17 protein-coding genes are annotated in these 15,936 nt (G+C 65.3%); 3 read left to right on the top strand and 14 right to left on the bottom strand.

Annotation, left to right across the window (positions count from 1 at the left end; translation table 11 throughout):
• Window positions 1-28 precede the first annotated feature (28 nt).
• The 14 genes from ACFQ7F_RS25285 to ACFQ7F_RS25220 form a co-directional block, all read right to left on the bottom strand.
• Entirely contained in the window at window positions 29-970 is a 942-nt protein-coding gene (locus ACFQ7F_RS25285) for a hypothetical protein (protein WP_383274208.1), read from the bottom strand.
• 22 nt (window positions 971-992) lie between these two features.
• Window positions 993-1,142: a hypothetical protein gene (locus ACFQ7F_RS25280; RefSeq protein ID WP_383274205.1), complete on the bottom strand. Its 150-nt coding sequence runs from the start codon at window positions 1,140-1,142 to the stop codon at window positions 993-995.
• Window positions 1,143-1,291: 149 nt separating this feature from the next.
• Window positions 1,292-1,858: a 4'-phosphopantetheinyl transferase family protein gene (locus tag ACFQ7F_RS25275; protein ID WP_383274263.1), complete on the bottom strand. Its 567-nt coding sequence runs from the start codon at window positions 1,856-1,858 to the stop codon at window positions 1,292-1,294.
• Between the two features lie 203 nt (window positions 1,859-2,061).
• Complete coding sequence (locus ACFQ7F_RS25270; protein ID WP_383274202.1) at window positions 2,062-2,787, bottom strand: ceramidase domain-containing protein; 726 nt, start codon at window positions 2,785-2,787, stop codon at window positions 2,062-2,064.
• 73 nt (window positions 2,788-2,860) lie between these two features.
• Entirely contained in the window at window positions 2,861-4,129 is a 1,269-nt protein-coding gene (locus tag ACFQ7F_RS25265; RefSeq protein WP_383274199.1) for a cation:proton antiporter, read from the bottom strand.
• Window positions 4,126-5,604 carry a DHA2 family efflux MFS transporter permease subunit gene (locus ACFQ7F_RS25260; protein ID WP_383274196.1) on the bottom strand — a complete coding sequence of 493 codons (1,479 nt, stop codon included), beginning with the start codon at window positions 5,602-5,604 and terminating at the stop codon, window positions 4,126-4,128. The genes ACFQ7F_RS25265 and ACFQ7F_RS25260 overlap by 4 nt, the downstream gene beginning before the upstream one ends.
• Before the next feature lie 39 nt (window positions 5,605-5,643).
• Window positions 5,644-7,026 carry a GNAT family N-acetyltransferase gene (locus ACFQ7F_RS25255; protein WP_383274193.1) on the bottom strand — a complete coding sequence of 461 codons (1,383 nt, stop codon included), beginning with the start codon at window positions 7,024-7,026 and terminating at the stop codon, window positions 5,644-5,646.
• Between the two features lie 60 nt (window positions 7,027-7,086).
• Window positions 7,087-7,629 (bottom strand): RBBP9/YdeN family alpha/beta hydrolase, encoded by a 543-nt coding sequence (locus tag ACFQ7F_RS25250; RefSeq protein ID WP_383274190.1) that lies wholly within the window; start codon window positions 7,627-7,629, stop codon window positions 7,087-7,089.
• A 2-nt stretch (window positions 7,630-7,631) separates the two neighbouring features.
• Complete coding sequence (gene cmlS, locus ACFQ7F_RS25245) at window positions 7,632-9,347, bottom strand: chloramphenicol-biosynthetic FADH2-dependent halogenase CmlS (protein WP_383274187.1); 1,716 nt, start codon at window positions 9,345-9,347, stop codon at window positions 7,632-7,634.
• Between the two features lie 12 nt (window positions 9,348-9,359).
• Complete coding sequence (locus ACFQ7F_RS25240; protein WP_383274184.1) at window positions 9,360-9,998, bottom strand: hypothetical protein; 639 nt, start codon at window positions 9,996-9,998, stop codon at window positions 9,360-9,362.
• Entirely contained in the window at window positions 9,995-11,359 is a 1,365-nt protein-coding gene (locus tag ACFQ7F_RS25235) for a long-chain fatty acid--CoA ligase (protein WP_383274181.1), read from the bottom strand. The genes ACFQ7F_RS25240 and ACFQ7F_RS25235 overlap by 4 nt, the downstream gene beginning before the upstream one ends.
• Window positions 11,360-12,058, bottom strand: coding sequence for an SDR family NAD(P)-dependent oxidoreductase (locus tag ACFQ7F_RS25230; RefSeq protein WP_383274178.1), 699 nt, complete (start codon window positions 12,056-12,058; stop codon window positions 11,360-11,362).
• Between the two features lie 3 nt (window positions 12,059-12,061).
• A complete protein-coding gene (locus ACFQ7F_RS25225) occupies window positions 12,062-12,838 on the bottom strand; it encodes a hypothetical protein (protein WP_383274176.1) in 777 nt (258 codons plus the stop codon).
• Window positions 12,839-12,961: 123 nt separating this feature from the next.
• Window positions 12,962-13,288, bottom strand: a complete 327-nt coding sequence (locus ACFQ7F_RS25220; protein WP_383274173.1) for a hypothetical protein — start codon at window positions 13,286-13,288, stop codon at window positions 12,962-12,964.
• Window positions 13,289-13,637: 349 nt separating this feature from the next.
• Between ACFQ7F_RS25220 and ACFQ7F_RS25215 the strand changes: the two genes are divergently transcribed.
• The 3 genes from ACFQ7F_RS25215 (at window position 13,638) to ACFQ7F_RS25205 (ending at window position 15,665) form a co-directional block, all read left to right on the top strand.
• A complete protein-coding gene (locus ACFQ7F_RS25215) occupies window positions 13,638-14,627 on the top strand; it encodes a TauD/TfdA family dioxygenase (protein ID WP_383274170.1) in 990 nt (329 codons plus the stop codon).
• A gap of 102 nt (window positions 14,628-14,729) precedes the next feature.
• The gene (locus tag ACFQ7F_RS25210) at window positions 14,730-15,470 is read left to right on the top strand and encodes a TSUP family transporter (protein ID WP_383274167.1); all 741 of its coding nucleotides are present in this window, start codon (window positions 14,730-14,732) and stop codon (window positions 15,468-15,470) included.
• Between the two features lie 39 nt (window positions 15,471-15,509).
• A complete protein-coding gene (locus ACFQ7F_RS25205) occupies window positions 15,510-15,665 on the top strand; it encodes a hypothetical protein (RefSeq protein WP_383274164.1) in 156 nt (51 codons plus the stop codon).
• Window positions 15,666-15,936: the final 271 nt, after the last annotated feature.

Below are 15,936 nucleotides of genomic sequence, written 5' to 3'. Positions count from 1 at the left end.
CGGGCCCCTGGCGCAGCCTCAAGAGTGCTCAGCGCGGCCACTCGCCTACTTCCACCCGAAGAGCGTGTTCGTGAGGGCCATTTCTCACGCGGAGCAGGACGTGAGGTTGCACGCGGTCCGCGCGGACGATCTGGAGCGTTCGTTCATCGCTCCAGCCGCGTAGCCGGAACTCACCGTCACCGAGGTGGTCGAGGGCGTGTTCGATGCCCGGACCGATCGTCAGCAGAGGGCCGTCCGGCCCGAGGTGGATACGCGCGTCGGCCGAGTCCGGGAAGGGGTCGTGGAGGATCTCGCCCAGGGCCTCGCGGTTGGTAAAGGACTCAGGAATGCGGAAGCGGCACCCGTAAGGGAATGCGCCGTCGGGAGGGAGCGGGCGGACGGGGCGCAGGAAGAGCCCGAGCGGTTCCCAGACCTGCCTTCGCGCGTCCGGTGGGAAGAGCTGGGCGAGCTCCGGGGTATGCAGGACATCGATGACGAGGTGGATCTGCTCGTACGGCTCGTTGTTGGTCGTGATGTGCGGCTCCCAGAAAGAACCGAACCAAAGGACGCCTGCCGTCAAGTGCTGCGGCTCGCCGTCAGCGAACACCACCTCGGCTCGCGGCCCGGTGATGATCGGCAACCGTAGTCGGCACAATCCCCATCTCGGGCCGCACTTGGCAATGCGGTGCGGGCGCAGACTGGTCTGCGACGCCTGGGCGAGCAAACGCGCTCCGCGTAGCGGTGCAGGGATGCTCGCCAGTGCCTCGGCGACGTACGGAAGTCCGCGCAGCCACTCCGTTTCCTGGCCGCTGCCGCACTTCCCCGGAACACCTGGAGCAGCGACCTCTACCGTCGTCTGGCGCCACAGCGGCACGACCCGGCGCCCGCTCGCCGCCGACAGAACGGGCCGCGGGCCGCTGGTGAGGAGTTCAATGTCGGCGCGCAGCCTACGTATGTCGTAATCCAGGCGCAGGGGAATGGTCTTCGGCAACTCGCGGTCCACAGCTGGGCACTCAACCGTCTGTCGATTCGGCGAACTGCGCTCGGTTCTCCATCACGGCCTCGATCAGCCGGTCCTTCTGCCCCGCATCGGCCGCGAGGGCCGTGGCGGCGCCCAGTTGGGCTTCTTGTGGACAGGCGAATTCGTGCGCGAATTCGGGCATAGCTGCCTCCGGCGTCTGGTGGGCGGTGTTTTGCTGAGAACGCGGGCTGGAGTGAAAGGAAAGGCGAAGTTTTCCACCGTCGGGCTCCGCAGCGCGAAGTACGCCGTCATACCGTTGGGGGGTCGCGCCCACGCTAGGCGGGCGCTATGTCAGATCCCTGTCGGGTAACTGTTACCGAAGGAGCTCCGGGTGACGTCGGCTCCCGGATCCGGCGAGCGCAACAGGTCCTCCGGGGATAGCCGTATGACGTGCTGAACGGGGCTCGTGCTCGCCAACGCGAGAACGTGACCAGCGCGCCAACGCACGTCACGCAGATGAACCTTGTGGGGTGGCCAACTCGCAGGCAGCCGACCGGAGACGACCAGCTCGGGCCCATTCGCGTCCAGAGCGCTCAGCGCGGCGGCAAGGCCGTGGCCGGTCAATTTGACAGCCGCTTCCTTCCTCGTCCAAAGGCGGACGAACGCCGCCGGTCGCTGATCCTCGGGCAACCGGTCCCACACACCGCGCTCGTGAGGCGTCAACGCCTTGGTGGCAAGGCGATCGACAGTGTCTCTCCTGGGGACTGTGTCGACATCAACGCCGACAAGCCCCTCGGACACGACACCCACGACGACGTGGTCACGAGTGTGCGAGACCGAATAGTCGAGCTGCGCTCCGGCGAACCTGGGCCTCCCGTGCCCTGCCCCGCAGTATGCGCAGGTGCGGTCGATGCTCATCACCTGCGGACTCGCCCGCAAGTAGTGGCTGCCCAACATCCGTTGGAGCCCGCGCGACGTGAGGAAGGTGTCGCGTGCTGTGCCCTCCGGCAGATTGTCGGCCTGCCCCAGTTCTTCCGGGGTCAGCAGGCCCCACGAGCCGTACTGAGCGCCGATCGGCGCCGACCACAGGTGGCACTCTCCCGGGCGGGGCAATCGGCTGGTCACGGGGACACTCGCTGATCTGGCACGGCGACCGCACGGGTGTCCTCCCGGGCAGTCGGCTCCGTCACGGAGCGCCAACGACCCACCAGGGCACGCGAAGCCAGGTAGATCAGGACCCCGTCGAAGGTGTGCCAGAGAAAGTGGGTCCCCAGGGAGAATGCCCCGCAGACTTGATGGTCGACGGTGCGCGACAACAGGGCGGCCGCGAACACAAGGGCCGCCGTGAGCATTTCTTTCCAGTGCCGGACCCGTCCGGAGTCTCGGGAGGAGCGCAGTACGGCGGTAAGACCGACGATCAGGAGCAGGACCGGAACGTAGGTACCGGACCGATTGGGGACATAGCTGCCCACGAGAACGATGAAGACGGCGCCGCACCCGATGAACGCGGCCACGCCGAGCAGGCACCGCCGCCACGCCAGGCCATAGAACCAGCGCAAGTAGCTCGCCAGGTAGCAGAGCACGAAGAGACCGATCGGGGCGACGTCGAGCACCTGGGCCCAGCGGGTGGCCAGGGTGTGGAACGCAAAGCTGCCGACACCGATGAGAGTCGCGAGCGGAGCCATGAAGGCGATGCTCCGAGGCGAACGGGGGTGGAGGCTGAGCAAGCGCCAGATCGCCCACGCTGCGACGATGAACGACAGGTTGCTCAGCGCATTGACCGGCTCGGCCCAGATGGCCTGCGATCCGCGCTCGCAGTAGTGGTCGACGTGCTCGTACCAATTCATCTAGCTTGTCCTCTCCGGGGACCATAGGTGGGGGCGGCTCTCACCGCAGCGATGTATGCGGCCGGTCGTACGCTCAGGTGTGCTGTGTGAGCCTGGCTGGGGCGTCCGCACTCGGCTGCGGCGCAGGGCTCGCGGCCAGGGGAGGCGTGGGGTGTACACGGGCCGCGGAGAGCAGGGGCCCAACCATGGCGGTGGTCACCACCGCCATCACGACCATCATCGAGTAGATGCGGCCGTTGATCAGGTGCAGTTCAAGTCCGACGGACAGCAGGACGATCTCGGTCAGGCCCCGGACGTTCATCAGCGCCGAGATCGGCAGAGCGACCTCCCGCGGGAGCCCTGCGAACCGGGCGCCTGAGTAGGCGCCGACGGTTTTGGTGATCGACGCGACCGCGATGAGGACCACGAGCGTGACGAGCCCTGCCCCGGTGAAGCCCGCCAGGCTCACCTTGGAGCCGGCCACGACGAAGTACAGCGGCAGGAGCAGCGCCCCCGCCTGGTCGACGCCCTGAATCACCTGGGTCCGTAGCCGTTCGAGCCCGGCCCGCGGCATCGCGGCTCCGAACGCGAAGGCGCCGAAGATGTAGTGCACGCCCAGCCACTCTGTCGCGGCACAGGACAGCAGCAGGCCCGAGGCGAGCAACGGCAACAGGGACGGCGGGAGGCTCTCGTTCTGGACGTGCTTGCGCAACAGCCGTCCCAGCAGGGGCCGTACGGCCACGACCAGCAAGAGAAAGTAGACCGGCAACAAGCCGACCCGCCACTGATCGGCGCTGCCGCAGAGAGCCGCCACGACGGCGAGTGCAACCCAGGCCACCAGGTCTCCGACGGCTGCGGCGGCCAGCGCCACCCCACCGAGCGGCTGCCGGTTGAGGCCCCGGTCGGCCAGAATGCGGGCGAGTACGGGGAACGCGGTGACCGACATGGCGATGCCCATGAACACGACGAATCCCCACTGTGAACCCGGCGCGTAGTGCTCGGAGAGCGGCAGGGCCATCAGCGCACCGGCCAGCAGCGGCAGGAGCATCGATCCTCCGGCCACGCCCAGCGCCGAACGCGCCCTGCCACGCAGCAGCGCATGGTCTAGTTCGTACCCGACGACGAACATGAACAGGGCTAGACCCATCGCGGCGAGTGCGGAGAGCAGCGGCATCACGGACTGCGGAAACAGGACCGCACGCACGGACTCGGGCAGCAACAGTGGGCCGAGCGCGATGCCGGCCACGATCTCGCCGACTACCGCGGGCTGGCCTACGCGACGCGCGACGGCACCGAAAAGCTTGGCCACGGCCAGCAGGGCGGCCACGCTGAGGAAGAGGTGAACTGTGGTCTCACCGTTCAACGGTTCGCTCCCGACAGGGTGGAGGGTGCAGGCAGGGTTCCGGAGGCGGACCGCCCTGCGGCGCGGACGAGAAACACGGCCATGACGCCGCCGACGGCGAGGAACACGACCGGAAGGTACAGAGACTCCCCGAGGGCCGAGCCGAAGGCGCCTCGGGATGTAACCGGAACCGCGCCCGGCGCCGTACCGCCCTCGCCGACGGAGGCATCCACCCCGTGGGCGGCCATCCGGTCCACGAGCACGGTGCTGATCGCGGCGCTGCCGAGCACCGAACCGAACTGCCGGACAGCGTTATAGGCACCCGCGCCCGCACCGGCCCCATCGAGGGGCAATCTGAGCGTGGCGGTGACCGCGAGTGCGGGCCAGATGCAGGCATTCGCAACACCGGCGAGCGCGGCCCCGGCGTAGAACACCCCTAGTTCCGCCGTGGGCGTCATGTGCGCCGCGAACCAGGCGAGAGTGACCGCGAAGAGCGCAAAGCCTGCCACGGGAATCGCCCTCGGATGAATCCGGTCGCCGAACTTGCCGATGACAGGAACGAACACCATGGCCAGGACTGCCATGGGGGCAAGTACGGACCCGGCCCTGGTCCCCGGCATGACACGCACCGCTTCCAGATAGAAGTACAGCGGCACCATGAGCGCGGCGACGGCCCCGGCCGCGACGGCGACGGCTGCACTCGACAGTGCGAAGTTGCGGTCCCGGAAGATCTCCAAAGGCAGCAGAGGCACACCCTTCATGCGGGCCTGATGGGTGAGGAACACCGCGAGTACACCGACCCCGGCCGCCACCGCCCAGCACACCTGCGCGTCCCAGCTCCGGCTCCCGCCTTCCTGAATGCCGTACACGAGCAGGACCATTCCGACACCGCTGAGCACGCTTCCGGTGACGTCGAACCGGTGCGGGCTTGTCGGCAGGACAGGCACGTGGCGGGCGGCGAGTACGCAACCGGCCACACCGATCGGGACGTTGACGAAGAAGATCCACTCCCAGCCGAGACGGTCGACCAGAGCACCTCCGAGGAGCGGCCCAAGGAGGTTGGCCAGGCCCGCAACGCCGCCCCAGAGGCTCATCGCCGCGCTGCGCCGATCCGCCGGGAAGGTACGCGTGATCACTGCCATGGTCTGGGGCGCCACGAGGGCGGCGCCCACACCCTGCAGGGCGCGGGCCGCGATCAGCACGCCGATGGACGACGCCAGACCGCACCCCAGCGACGCCACCGTGAACACGGCGAGCCCACAGAGATAGACGTTCTTGGGACCGAACCGGTCGCCGAGCCTGCCGCCAGGGAGGAGCAGCGCCGCGAAGCTGAGCAGGTAAGCGCTCGTCACCCAGACGAGAGACCCCACGTCGGCATGCAAACTCGTCATGATCTTCGGGCCTGCGACCGCGACGATCGTCATGTCCAGGATGACCATGAAGTAGCCGACGATCAGCGCGGTGAGCGTCACCCACGGATTCGGCCTGGTGGTCACGGATTTCCTCCTTTCTGAAAGATGGCGCTGCGGTCGAGCTCACTGGACACGGCTCAGGGCCCGTTTCAACGCGAAGGGCAAGACGCCGAGGCCTCGAACGAACCTGGTGAGGGCATGCGGTGAGGCGGTGTCGAGGTGGTGTCGCACGGGCGGCCCGAAGACGTACTGCCAGGACAGCCACTTCCGGTCGAGGCGCCCCAACTGCTCGGCGATGTCCACGGCCATCACCCGCACTGTCTCCTTGCTGTACGGGTGGGTCTTACTGATGGGCAGCCGCTGTGCGCCGATCTTCTGGTAAACGGGGACGAGCTTCTCGATGGCGTCGAGTACGAGATAGCGGCAGTCGAGGTGGAAGGCGAGTCGGGCCACCTCCCGGAAGAGGGCGACGACCACACCGGCACCGCGGTAGTCGGGGTGGATCGCGAGCCGTGACACCTCGACGAACCCGCCGCGCCAGATGTGCACAGGCAGGCCCGTCGTCTCGTTCTCTATCTCGCTCAGCGCGCGGCTGCCGGAGTTGACGACCACCCGGCCGGTGCCCAACGCCTTGTCCCCGAGCAGGCAGATGAAATTGACCGCGTGCGGGTCCAGGTGATCCGCGACCTCTGTGCCGTCGTCCACATCTGCCAAGCGGCCGAAGCGACGGTTGCCGACGAGCCGTACGTCGAGGGCCTGCCGGAACGACGCGGTGTCGGAAACGGTCTGCACCGTCAGGTACTTGGTCACCCGGGACGGCCGAACTCCCGCATCCCGCAGGTCGCCGAATCCGAACCCGTCCGAGGTGCCGGTCAGGACGATCGCGGCCGTCCGCACCGAGCCCCGGTCGGCCAAGGCGAACTGGAAGTGGACACCGTCGAGCTGTTCTTGACAGCCCGTCAACTGCGCGCGCAGCCGCAGGTGGCCCAGCCACGGCAGCCACGAGTCGATGTCCACCGACATCCCGGGTGACAGACAGCGCCCGGGGTCCTCGGTCACGAACTCCCCTCCATAGGTGGAAAGGCGGACCAGACTGATACGCCGGAGGCGTTGGTAGAGCACGGCGCTCTTGAGGCTCGCGGCGATCGGGGTCACCAGTGGATGGGCCCGGCCTGTGCGCTTTTGGACGGGGAAGCGGGCTTCGACAACGGCCCGGTTCCTGTCCACGGCATACTCCCGTGTGTGCACGGGGGCCAGTTTCCGCTTCCGGTATCGGGAGCGGTCCGCGCGGAAGAGCACGGCAAGCCGGCCGTCCGGCGCGAGTTCGTCGATCTCACGTGGGTCCACGACGGAGAAGACCGTCGTGCCGTCCCCTCGGCGCTCTTCCAGGACTGCCCGGACCTGCTGTCGTCCCGACCGGAGCAGTACCTCCGGCCTGTGCAGGTCAGTCTTCCAGTGCCGGTATGTGACGTCGGTGCCGAGGTCTTTGGCGTATATGAGTTCCATAGCTGCTTCCCTTTCGGCTCGCCTCGCCCTGGGGCCCTGATTCACCGTTCGCCGATGCGGTCATTCCGCGAAGTGGTCCTGGAAGAAGGCCTGTCCCTCGTGCCAGGAACCGAGGCCGGAAGCTGCGTTGATATGGCCCTTGAGCCCGACGTTCACCAGGCGGGACCCCAGGCCTTCCGCGAGCACCGTGGAGTGGTCGAGGGTGCCGTAGGGATCGTCCTCGCTGGCGACGAGAACAGTCGGGAAGGGCAGTGGCGTGTGTGCCGGGGCGCTGAACCCCTGGGCGGCAGCCGGGAAGTTCTTACCCTCGACGTCAGGTACCGCGACGAGCAGGGCGCCGGTGATGCCGGTGTCCTTTCGCTCTCGGGCCCACTCGGTCAGGAGCAGACAGCCGAGGCTGTGCGCGACGAGCACCTTGGGCCCGTCGATCGAGGTGAGGACGTCGTCGAGGTCCTTCACCCACAGGTCGCGGACAGGGGCGTCCCACGAGGCGTGCTCCACCCAGACTCCGCTGCCCCGCCGCTGATGCCAGTGACGCTGCCAGTGGTCCGGCCCGGAGTTGCCGATGCCGGCGAGGAAGACATGAGTCGTCTGCTGCTGCATGCTCACACCTCGTACTCGACGCCGACGCCGTCGAAGCGCAGCCGGTCCTGGATGACGACCCGCTCGCCGTTCTTGTCGTAGCCCTTGAGCAGACCCGCCTCCATCAGCCGGATGACGATCTGCGAACTGAGCTCCTGCCGGCCCGTCTCGCTCAGCCGGCGCACGAGCGTCTTGTAGTCGACGTCTTCTTTCAGAACGGTCTTGAAGATGTCCAAGTGGACCTCCTCAAGGGGCCACTTGACCATGTCGCGGCCGTCCTCGTTGGCGAGTACCTGCTTCGGTTCGAGCCGGAAGCTCAGCGGCTCCACCTTGTAGTGGGGTTCGAGCCGGACCTCGCTGCCGTTCCATTCGAGTCGCTTGATGCGGTTCAGCTGCTTGGTCAGCTCACTGATCCAGCGCACGCGCGCGGCGTTGAGCTCATCGTCGGTGAACTCGTCCGTCAGCTCCATGCGCTGGTGACTGCCGATGGCGATCATGGTGGAGGCGCGGTCACGGAAGTCGCCTATCGACCACGACGCGTCGTCGCGGTCGGCCTTCACGAGCCGGTCGAACCACTCCTGGCGCTCCAGGCGCTCGTCGTCCGACTCGCTGATCCGACGCTTGCGCCAGAACTCGGAGTCCGGCTCGGTGAAGGAGGCGAAGGTGTAGAAGGAGGCCAGGAACTCGTGATACTGCTCGTAGGTCTCGCGGTAGGTGCGGTTGTACCAGGCGTGCACCGCTTCTTGCTCGTCCTCGTTCTGCGTGATCCGGTCGATCGCCGCAGCCGCCGATACGGCCGACTGCGTGGCGAGGTGAACGCCCTGCGAGAACAGCGGGTCGGTGAAGCAGGCGGCGTCGCCGCACAGGAAGTAGCGGTCAGCGGAGAAGTGCGCGGAGTCGTAGGACCAGTCGTGGACGATCCGGACCTCGTCGACCATCTCCGCGTCGCCCAGGATCTCCGTGGCCCGGGTGGCCTTGGCCAGGGTCTCGCGATAGAACCGCTCGGGTCCCAACTCCTTTACCTGCGCCGCCTTGGAACGGTCCACGACGAGGCCGACGCTGTAGAGGTCGTCCTTGACAGGGATCATCCATACCCAGCCGTCCTCGAAGGTGATGGAGTAGGTCGTGCCCTTGAGGCCGTTCTCGAAGGGGTCCTCGAGGTTGAAGTACGACCACACAGCGAAGTTCTTGTAGAACTCGTCGTAACGGCGGACCTTCAGCCGGCGGGCGAGCGGGCTGTTGGAACCGCCCGCGTCAATGACGAAGTCGCTCTGCACCGCGCGCTTGACGCCGTCCTGGCGGACAGTCATCGTGACCCGGTCCTCGGCGGAGATGTCGACGTCCGCCACCGGGGTGCCCTCGTGCACGGCGATGCCGCGTTCCCTGACCTCGTCGAGCAGCAGCTGGTCGAAGTCCTCGCGCTTGACCTGGATGGCGTGATCGAAGATCCACGGCGCTGTCTTCGGGGTGCTGAAGGAGAAGGTCCACGGCGCCTGGTCCTGGCCCCAGAGGAAGGTCGCGGAAGGCTTCTTCACGTAGTTCTTGGAGTCGATCTTCTCTTGCATGCCGAGCCGATTGAGGATCGACATCGTGCCCGGCAGGAAGGACTCCCCGACGCGATAGCGGGGGAAGTGATCCCGCTCGAAGACCTCGACCTCGTGGCCCAGCTTGTCGAGGGTCAGAGCCGCCACACAGCCTGCGGGCCCTGCCCCGATGATGGAAATCTTCGAACGCTTCATTGAAGGGACTCCTTAGAGAGACTTGATGGATTTGATGCGGCTGGGCGACAGGTAGGAGAACCCGCTGCTTGCGTTGTCGAAGAGGCTGAGGCCTGCCTGGAATCTGCAGTCGCTGCCGATGACGACGTCCGGCGCTACCGTGCAGCTCAGGCCGAAGAAGTTGTCGTCGCCGATCTCGGCGCTGTTGCCGCAGTGGAAGTTCGGGGCGAGGAAGTTGTTCTCACCGAGCCGTGAGTGGTGCCCGATCGTGCAGTGGTAGTTCACGACGTTGTAGCTGCCGAGCGTCACGTCGGCGCCCACGTAGTTGTCCGGGCCGATGACGATGCCCGTACCGGCGAGCGCCCCCGCGGCCACCTTGGACGAGGGATGGATGATGTTCTCCGCCACCAGTTCGTGCCGGGTCATGAAGCCATCGATCACGGCGCGCCGACGAGCGATGTCCGAGAGGGCCAGGACGACGTGGTCACCGGGCGACGGCTCATACCCCTCGAGTGGGGCGCAGAGTTCGGCCGGCGCGTATGTCTGCTCCCCGGCCACTGCCAGATGGCGCGTGATGCGGTACTGCTCGGTCCCGGAGGCCGTGATGTCGTCGATGTAGTGGGCAACCTCGACGGCGAACTTCCCGGCGCCGATGACGAGGAGATCCGTCATGCGCGGAGCCTCTTCTTCTTGAACCTCTCCGAGACGGAGACCGCGTCGATCACGGTGACCTTCGAGGGAACCTTGAACGGCTCGACCTTCCCCGCCAGGAATTCACCGAGGTGCCTGCGGGCCTCGGCGCGGCTCATCGCTCCGCGCGGCTTGATGTCCACGCACACGGACTGGCCGGTGATGCCGTTCGGCTTGCCGTAGACCACGCAGTCGTCGATCAGCGGGCTGCCGAGCAGGATCGACTCCACCTCTAGCGGCAGCACCTTCTCCCCACCGACATTGATGACTTCCTTGGCCCGGCCCTTGATCTTGATGAAGCCGTCCGCGTTCTCCTCGGCGAGGTCCCCGGTACGAAACCACTGGTCCTCGGTCAGCGAGTCGCTGGGGTAGTTGAGATAACCCATGAACTGGGTACTGCTCTTGATCTGCAACTCGCCGTCCACGATGCGGTATTGCACGTTCGCATCGGAGATCTTGAAGTAGGTGCTGCTGGACGACTCGCTCATCGTTGTCGAAATACCGGTTTCGCTGGTCCCGAAGGTCTGCAGCAGCTTCGTCCTGGGGAAGACCGCGTGGACGCGCTTCAGCAGTTCCTCCGGCATCGGCTCGGTGCCGTATGTGATGAGCCGCAGACTGCTGAGGTCGTACTCCCGGTGATAGCCGCCGATCAGGATGAGATTGAGGAAGGTCGGGCTGGTGGGCAGCAGCCGTATCCCGTGCCTCTCGATCAGGGCGCAGATCTCGTCCGGCGTCCGGTGCCGCGGAATGACGGCCGCCCCGCCGATACGTACCGCGCCCAGCAGCGAATTGATGCCGCCGATGTGGTCGAACAGCAGGAACATGAGGATGTTCGGTACTTTCACCCCCACCCGCGTGCGCCGGCCCAGCTTCTCCTCGACGAGTGCGTCGAGGTTGTGCAGGATCGCCTTGGGCGCCCCCGTGCTTCCGCTGCTGAGCAGTACGAGTCCGGCCGTACCCTCATCCACGAGGCGACCGTAGGTCTCGTGCGCCACCTTCCCGCCCCTGGCCATGGGCTGGATGTCGAGGTCGTCGCCCACCTTGGCGAAGTGCTGGGGGGCGCAGGATTCCTCGATCGTGCTCAGCGCACCCTCGGTAGGCGTCACCAGGGGCACGACGACGTTCTTGTTGAGGTACAGCGCGAGAAACGCCGCGATCGACTGGAACGAGAAGTCGCCGTTCAGGACGACTACGTCATGGGGACGCACCCCGCCCTCGCACAGGACGTCGCCAAGCCTCCGCACCTCCTGCGCCAGTTCGCTGTACGTGTAGGACGTGTCCCGGTCGACGACAGCAGTCCGGGACCCCAGATCCGCGAGCCTCTCGACGAGTTCATCTCTCATTCAGTGAACACCACCCAGAAATATCGTCTCGCCGGTCACGAATCGCGATTCCTTGGAGAGCAGGAACTCGACGGGGCCGACGAGGTCATCCATCGTGCACAAGCGTTTGATCGTTTGCCGCTCGATCAGATCGTCGAGCATTCCCTCCGGGAGCGTTCGGGTGAGAATGGTGCGAACTGGTGGCAGCCCGATGCCATTGACCCGAATATTGAAATCGGCCAACTCCTTGCTCATCACTCGGGTCAGCTGTTCGACCGCGCTCTTGCTGGCGGAATAGACGAGTTGGCCGGCCAGGGACCACGGCACCGCGACGGTCGACACGTTCAGGATCGCCGGGGCGGGCCCGGTGCTCCGCTGGAGCAGCTTGGCAGCCTCTCGGCAGCAATTGAGGACGGCGAAGAAGTTGAGATCGAAGATGTCTCGGGAGACGCTGTCGGGTGTCATCATGAAGTGATTCATGTTCGATGTGCCCGCATTGTTCACCAAGGCATCGATATATCCGTGCTCCTGTCTTACCCTGCGGAACATCGACCTGATCTGCCGAGCGTCGGTGAGGTCTACTTCGTGATGCCGGTAACTGGGGTGGTCGATCGTCGACGGCTTTCTGCTGCAGCCGACGACCTCATGACCTGCCTCCAAGAAATGCATCGCCAGTGACTTCCCGATGCCGGTCCTGGTACCTGTGATGAGGATTATCATGATTCAGTGCAGCCGATACCCGATCAACAGGGGCAGGGTGTAGAGCTGCGGTCCGATATCCGCGGGCTTCAGATCCTTGGATTTGTAGAGCGACGGAACCTCCCTGGCTATCGTTTTGGTGAAGGGAAGTTTCCGCGACCCGGACATCTCGTCCCGGTCCATCACGACGAAGGCGAGGCGGAGCCGTAGGCACCAGCGCAGCTTGAGATGGTCGATGTGCTTGAGCAGCAGGTCCTTGTTGCTTGCGTAAAGGATTCTGCCGAACGGGCGGAAGCGCCCGAGCCGCAACTTCTTGAGGATGACGTACGCGTAATCGGTGGATCCCTTTTCACGGATCAGGAAGTGCCTGCACTCCACATTCTCGTGGTCGAAGAAGATCTTCCGGTCCGCGTCGTCCAGGTACGGCAGGATCGCGTGCTTCCGGGCCTCGACAAGGACGCCTGTGCCGAGGCTTCGTGCTGTCGGAACGGGCAGAAAGAGCAGCAGCTTCCTCTCCAGGTCCTGCCAGCCGAACTTCTTGCTGATGTCGTAGACGGCCTGAGTCGGTGTGTAGTTGAGCAGGGTCGCCTTGCGTAGCGACATGATGGGCAAGAAGAGCTTCATGCTCTCCTTGCGATACGCCTCTTTCACATACCAGCTGTGTATTTCGCAGAACTTGCGGAGCTCGCCATCGACTTCTCGCTCCGTGAACAGCGTTCCGAGAAATCCGACTACCTCGTCGTCATCCTCCATGACGTATCCGTAGTAGCCCTCGTCGCCGCCCCAGACGGGACGGAACATGCGACTTCTCGCATCGAAGGGGATCCAGGCGGAATTGAGTGTGGAGTCACGAAGGAGCGGATACACCTGTTGCAGATCGTCCCCACGGGCTTTCCTGACCGTAACCGTCATCAGGGTGCCTCGTCACACCGACGCGACGGCCACGCCGTCATCGGACAGGGCGAGATCGATCTCTTCCTCGATGTACTCGACCAGACGGTCGACCCCGCTGAACGGGCTCACGCGTCGAGAGACGGCCTTCTCCGAGGTGAGTGAGATTTCCACGTCGAACTCGTCCTCGATGGCTTCTTCCACCTGCACCAGGAAGTTGACCAAATGCATCGAGTCGAAGACGCCGGCATCGCCGTACAGGCTGACCTTCTGCAGGTTCTCGGTGGGGATCTTTTCGTCCCGGGTGGTGTTGAGCTCCTCGATGACGTTCGAGAGCAGCTGGAGAATCTGGTCCTGCATGGCTGAGGCCCTTCTCTCTGGACGTTGATGCTCGCAGTGTTCCGGCGCCTCATTGCGCGGGGAATTAACTGAAGAACAGGAATCCGGGAATGTGTGTGAGGCGCAGTCCGAAGCTGTTCCCTTGGGGCCCGTTTCCGCTTGTGCGGCGCGATCCCCGGGTATACGCCAACTCGCCCACCGCCGACCACTCCTGCGGCTCGATGAAGTTAGGTGCAGTTGCGTGACAGAGTCAAGCATTCACTGAAACAGGCCGCTGACATCGGTTTGAAAAGGATGTGACATCGCCGCTGTGTAGATTTTCTGGCCGAAGCGGGACAACGCTTTTCCGATGCAGTGGGGAGTGCAATCGATGAGTACGGCAACGTTGCAACGAGCAGAGATACGTGTCTCGGCCGTGGACGCGCAGCGCATGTGGGACCTGTCGGGTAAGGCCGCGGAGCAGCCCGCAGCGACGCCGACGGACCTCGCGGACTTGCTTCTCGCTGTGCCCGAGTCGGTCCGCGAGGGACTCCTGGCTTTCGCGGACGGCACGTCACACACGGGCTACGTCCTGTTGCGCGGCCTGACGTTGGGCGTCCTTCCGCCCACTCCGAACGAGCACGGCTCGCTCCTGCTCGACCAGCACCCCACGTCTGGCACGCTGCGTCTGGTGGCGGACCTCGTCGGTTCTCTGATCGGGTACGCGGACGAGAAGAACGGCGCGCTGCTTCACGACGTGCACCCCGTCAAGGGAGAAGAGACCCGCATCGAGAACAGCGGTTCTGTCGCCTTCGACTTCCACACCGAGAACGTGCACCACCCTCTGCGTCCGGACTTCCTGGGGTTGCTGTGCCTGCGGCAGGATCACGAGGGGGTGGGCGCCACACGAGTGGCCTCGGTGCGCCAGGCGTTGCCATTGCTGGCGCCACGACACCAGGAAATACTTCGCCGCCCCGTGTTCACCAGCGCCTACCCGACCTCGTTCGCCCGCAACATCGCAGGGCCGCGCCCGTCGGCCGGGCCGCACCCGGTGCTGTTCGGCCCAGTCAACGAGCCCTTCATGCGCTTCAATTCCCACAACACCACCGCTGACGACACCGAGGGCACTGAAGCGCTCCAAGCCCTGTCGAAGGCACTGGAGGTGGTCTGCAAGGACGTCGTGCTCGAGCCCGGCGACCTTGTGCTGGTGGACAACCACATCGCGGCCCACGGACGTTCGTCATTCACGCCTCGCTTCGACGGCACCGACCGGTGGCTGCGCCGCTGCTACTCGCTGCGCGGCGTGCCGCGTTGGGCAGAACTGATGATGCCGAAGCAGCGGGTGGTTCCCGAGCTCGCAGACATCAACGGGATCTTCTGACGGTTCCCGCACCGGCAGGAAAATTCGTCAGCCCTAAGCGGGGCAGCGCATCCAAGCAGAGAAGGCAAAGCGGTAGTGGATGTCATAGATATGGGTGGCCTCATGGCCGTGGCCGGCGCTGCCGGCTGGGTGGATGCAGTGGTCGGGGGCGGTGGGCTGCTGCTGATCCCCACGCTGCTCCTGGCCTTCCCACAGCTGTCCCCGGCTGTCGCCCTGGGCACCAATAAGCTGACCGCTGTCACGGGTACGGCGGTGGCCGCGGTCACGTTCGCGAGACGAACGAAGCTCGACAGATCGGTGGCCCTGTCCGCCGGGCTTCTCGCCCTGCCGTCCGCGGGCCTCGGCGCCCTGTCGGCCTCCCAGTTGCCGACAGCTTGGTTCCGACCCGTGATCATGGCGCTGCTTGTCGGCGTTGCCGTGTTCGTCGCGCTACGGCCGACCTTCGGTGCCGTGGAGGGGGCGGAGGCCGTCACGAGGCGGCGTCGCCTCCTCGCCATCGCCGTGGCGGGCTGCGGCATCGGCTTCTACGACGGCGTCTTCGGCCCTGGCACCGGCACATTCCTCATCCTGGTCTTCACCGGCTTGCTCAGTTTGGAGTTCGTGCAGAGCTCAGCCCTGGCGAAGATCGTGAACGTGGGGACGAATCTTGGCGCGCTGTGCGTATTCGCCCTCCAAGGGCAGGTGCTGTGGCTGCTCGGTGCCTGCATGGCTGTCTGCAACATCGCCGGAGCAGCACTGGGGGCTCGCACAGCCCTGAAGCGAGGCTCCGGCTTCGTACGAGCCGTGCTGATCGTGGCCGTGACCGGCATGGTCGTGAAGCTGGCCATCGACCAGTTCGGCTGACCGCAGCTCCGCTCCCGTGGTCACGGCTACCAAGATTTCATGCCTGACGACGTAGAAAACTGGATCAAGAAGGAGAAATTGAAGTATGCGCAAGGCGGCAAGGAACACCATGATGGCCGGCATGACCACGGTCATGGCCTTCAGTTGCATCCCGCTCTTCCTTACTACGGCTCATGCGGGAGAGAACGCCACTAGGGATCCCAACTGTGCAGTCAACACTTCCGGATCTCCAGGTCGTGAGTCGTTGACCATCAACGTCACCAAGAATCCGTGCGGGCACCAGGTGCGCTCCTATACCAAGTGCATTACCAGCACAGGCGTTTCCAGCACTAAGACGGGGTCCGTGGTGAAGACCGGTAAGAGCAAAGTCGACTGTGGCACCGCCATGGTCGACGGCCGTAGCGGGACGTGGGGCCACGATGTGAACGTGCCAGGACAGGGATGGACAAGGTACCCCGAATAGGCT

This window comes from Streptomyces sp. NPDC056486 (genome assembly GCF_042795295.1).
Taxonomy (GTDB): domain Bacteria; phylum Actinomycetota; class Actinomycetes; order Streptomycetales; family Streptomycetaceae; genus Streptomyces.
The sequence above is the reverse complement of the archived record's forward strand: the minus strand, read 5'-3'. Positions and strand labels throughout refer to the sequence as shown.

What these genes read in the sequence shown, in the direction of transcription:
- ACFQ7F_RS25230 (WP_383274178.1), bottom strand. Translation starts at nt 12,058, where the DNA reads ATGATAATCCTCATCACAGGTACCAGGACCGGCATCGGGAAGTCACTG.
- ACFQ7F_RS25250 (WP_383274190.1), bottom strand. Translation starts at nt 7,629, where the DNA reads ATGCAGCAGCAGACGACTCATGTCTTCCTCGCCGGCATCGGCAACTCC.
- ACFQ7F_RS25275 (WP_383274263.1), bottom strand. Translation starts at nt 1,858, where the DNA reads ATGAGCATCGACCGCACCTGCGCATACTGCGGGGCAGGGCACGGGAGG.
- ACFQ7F_RS25205 (WP_383274164.1), top strand. Translation starts at nt 15,510, where the DNA reads ATGCCTGACGACGTAGAAAACTGGATCAAGAAGGAGAAATTGAAGTAT.
- ACFQ7F_RS25270 (WP_383274202.1), bottom strand. Translation starts at nt 2,787, where the DNA reads ATGAATTGGTACGAGCACGTCGACCACTACTGCGAGCGCGGATCGCAG.
- ACFQ7F_RS25220 (WP_383274173.1), bottom strand. Translation starts at nt 13,288, where the DNA reads ATGCAGGACCAGATTCTCCAGCTGCTCTCGAACGTCATCGAGGAGCTC.
- ACFQ7F_RS25240 (WP_383274184.1), bottom strand. Translation starts at nt 9,998, where the DNA reads ATGACGGATCTCCTCGTCATCGGCGCCGGGAAGTTCGCCGTCGAGGTT.
- ACFQ7F_RS25210 (WP_383274167.1), top strand. Translation starts at nt 14,730, where the DNA reads ATGGCCGTGGCCGGCGCTGCCGGCTGGGTGGATGCAGTGGTCGGGGGC.
- ACFQ7F_RS25235 (WP_383274181.1), bottom strand. Translation starts at nt 11,359, where the DNA reads ATGAGAGATGAACTCGTCGAGAGGCTCGCGGATCTGGGGTCCCGGACT.
- ACFQ7F_RS25255 (WP_383274193.1), bottom strand. Translation starts at nt 7,026, where the DNA reads ATGGAACTCATATACGCCAAAGACCTCGGCACCGACGTCACATACCGG.
- ACFQ7F_RS25280 (WP_383274205.1), bottom strand. Translation starts at nt 1,142, where the DNA reads ATGCCCGAATTCGCGCACGAATTCGCCTGTCCACAAGAAGCCCAACTG.
- ACFQ7F_RS25215 (WP_383274170.1), top strand. Translation starts at nt 13,638, where the DNA reads ATGAGTACGGCAACGTTGCAACGAGCAGAGATACGTGTCTCGGCCGTG.
- ACFQ7F_RS25225 (WP_383274176.1), bottom strand. Translation starts at nt 12,838, where the DNA reads ATGTTCCGTCCCGTCTGGGGCGGCGACGAGGGCTACTACGGATACGTC.
- cmlS (WP_383274187.1), bottom strand. Translation starts at nt 9,347, where the DNA reads ATGAAGCGTTCGAAGATTTCCATCATCGGGGCAGGGCCCGCAGGCTGT.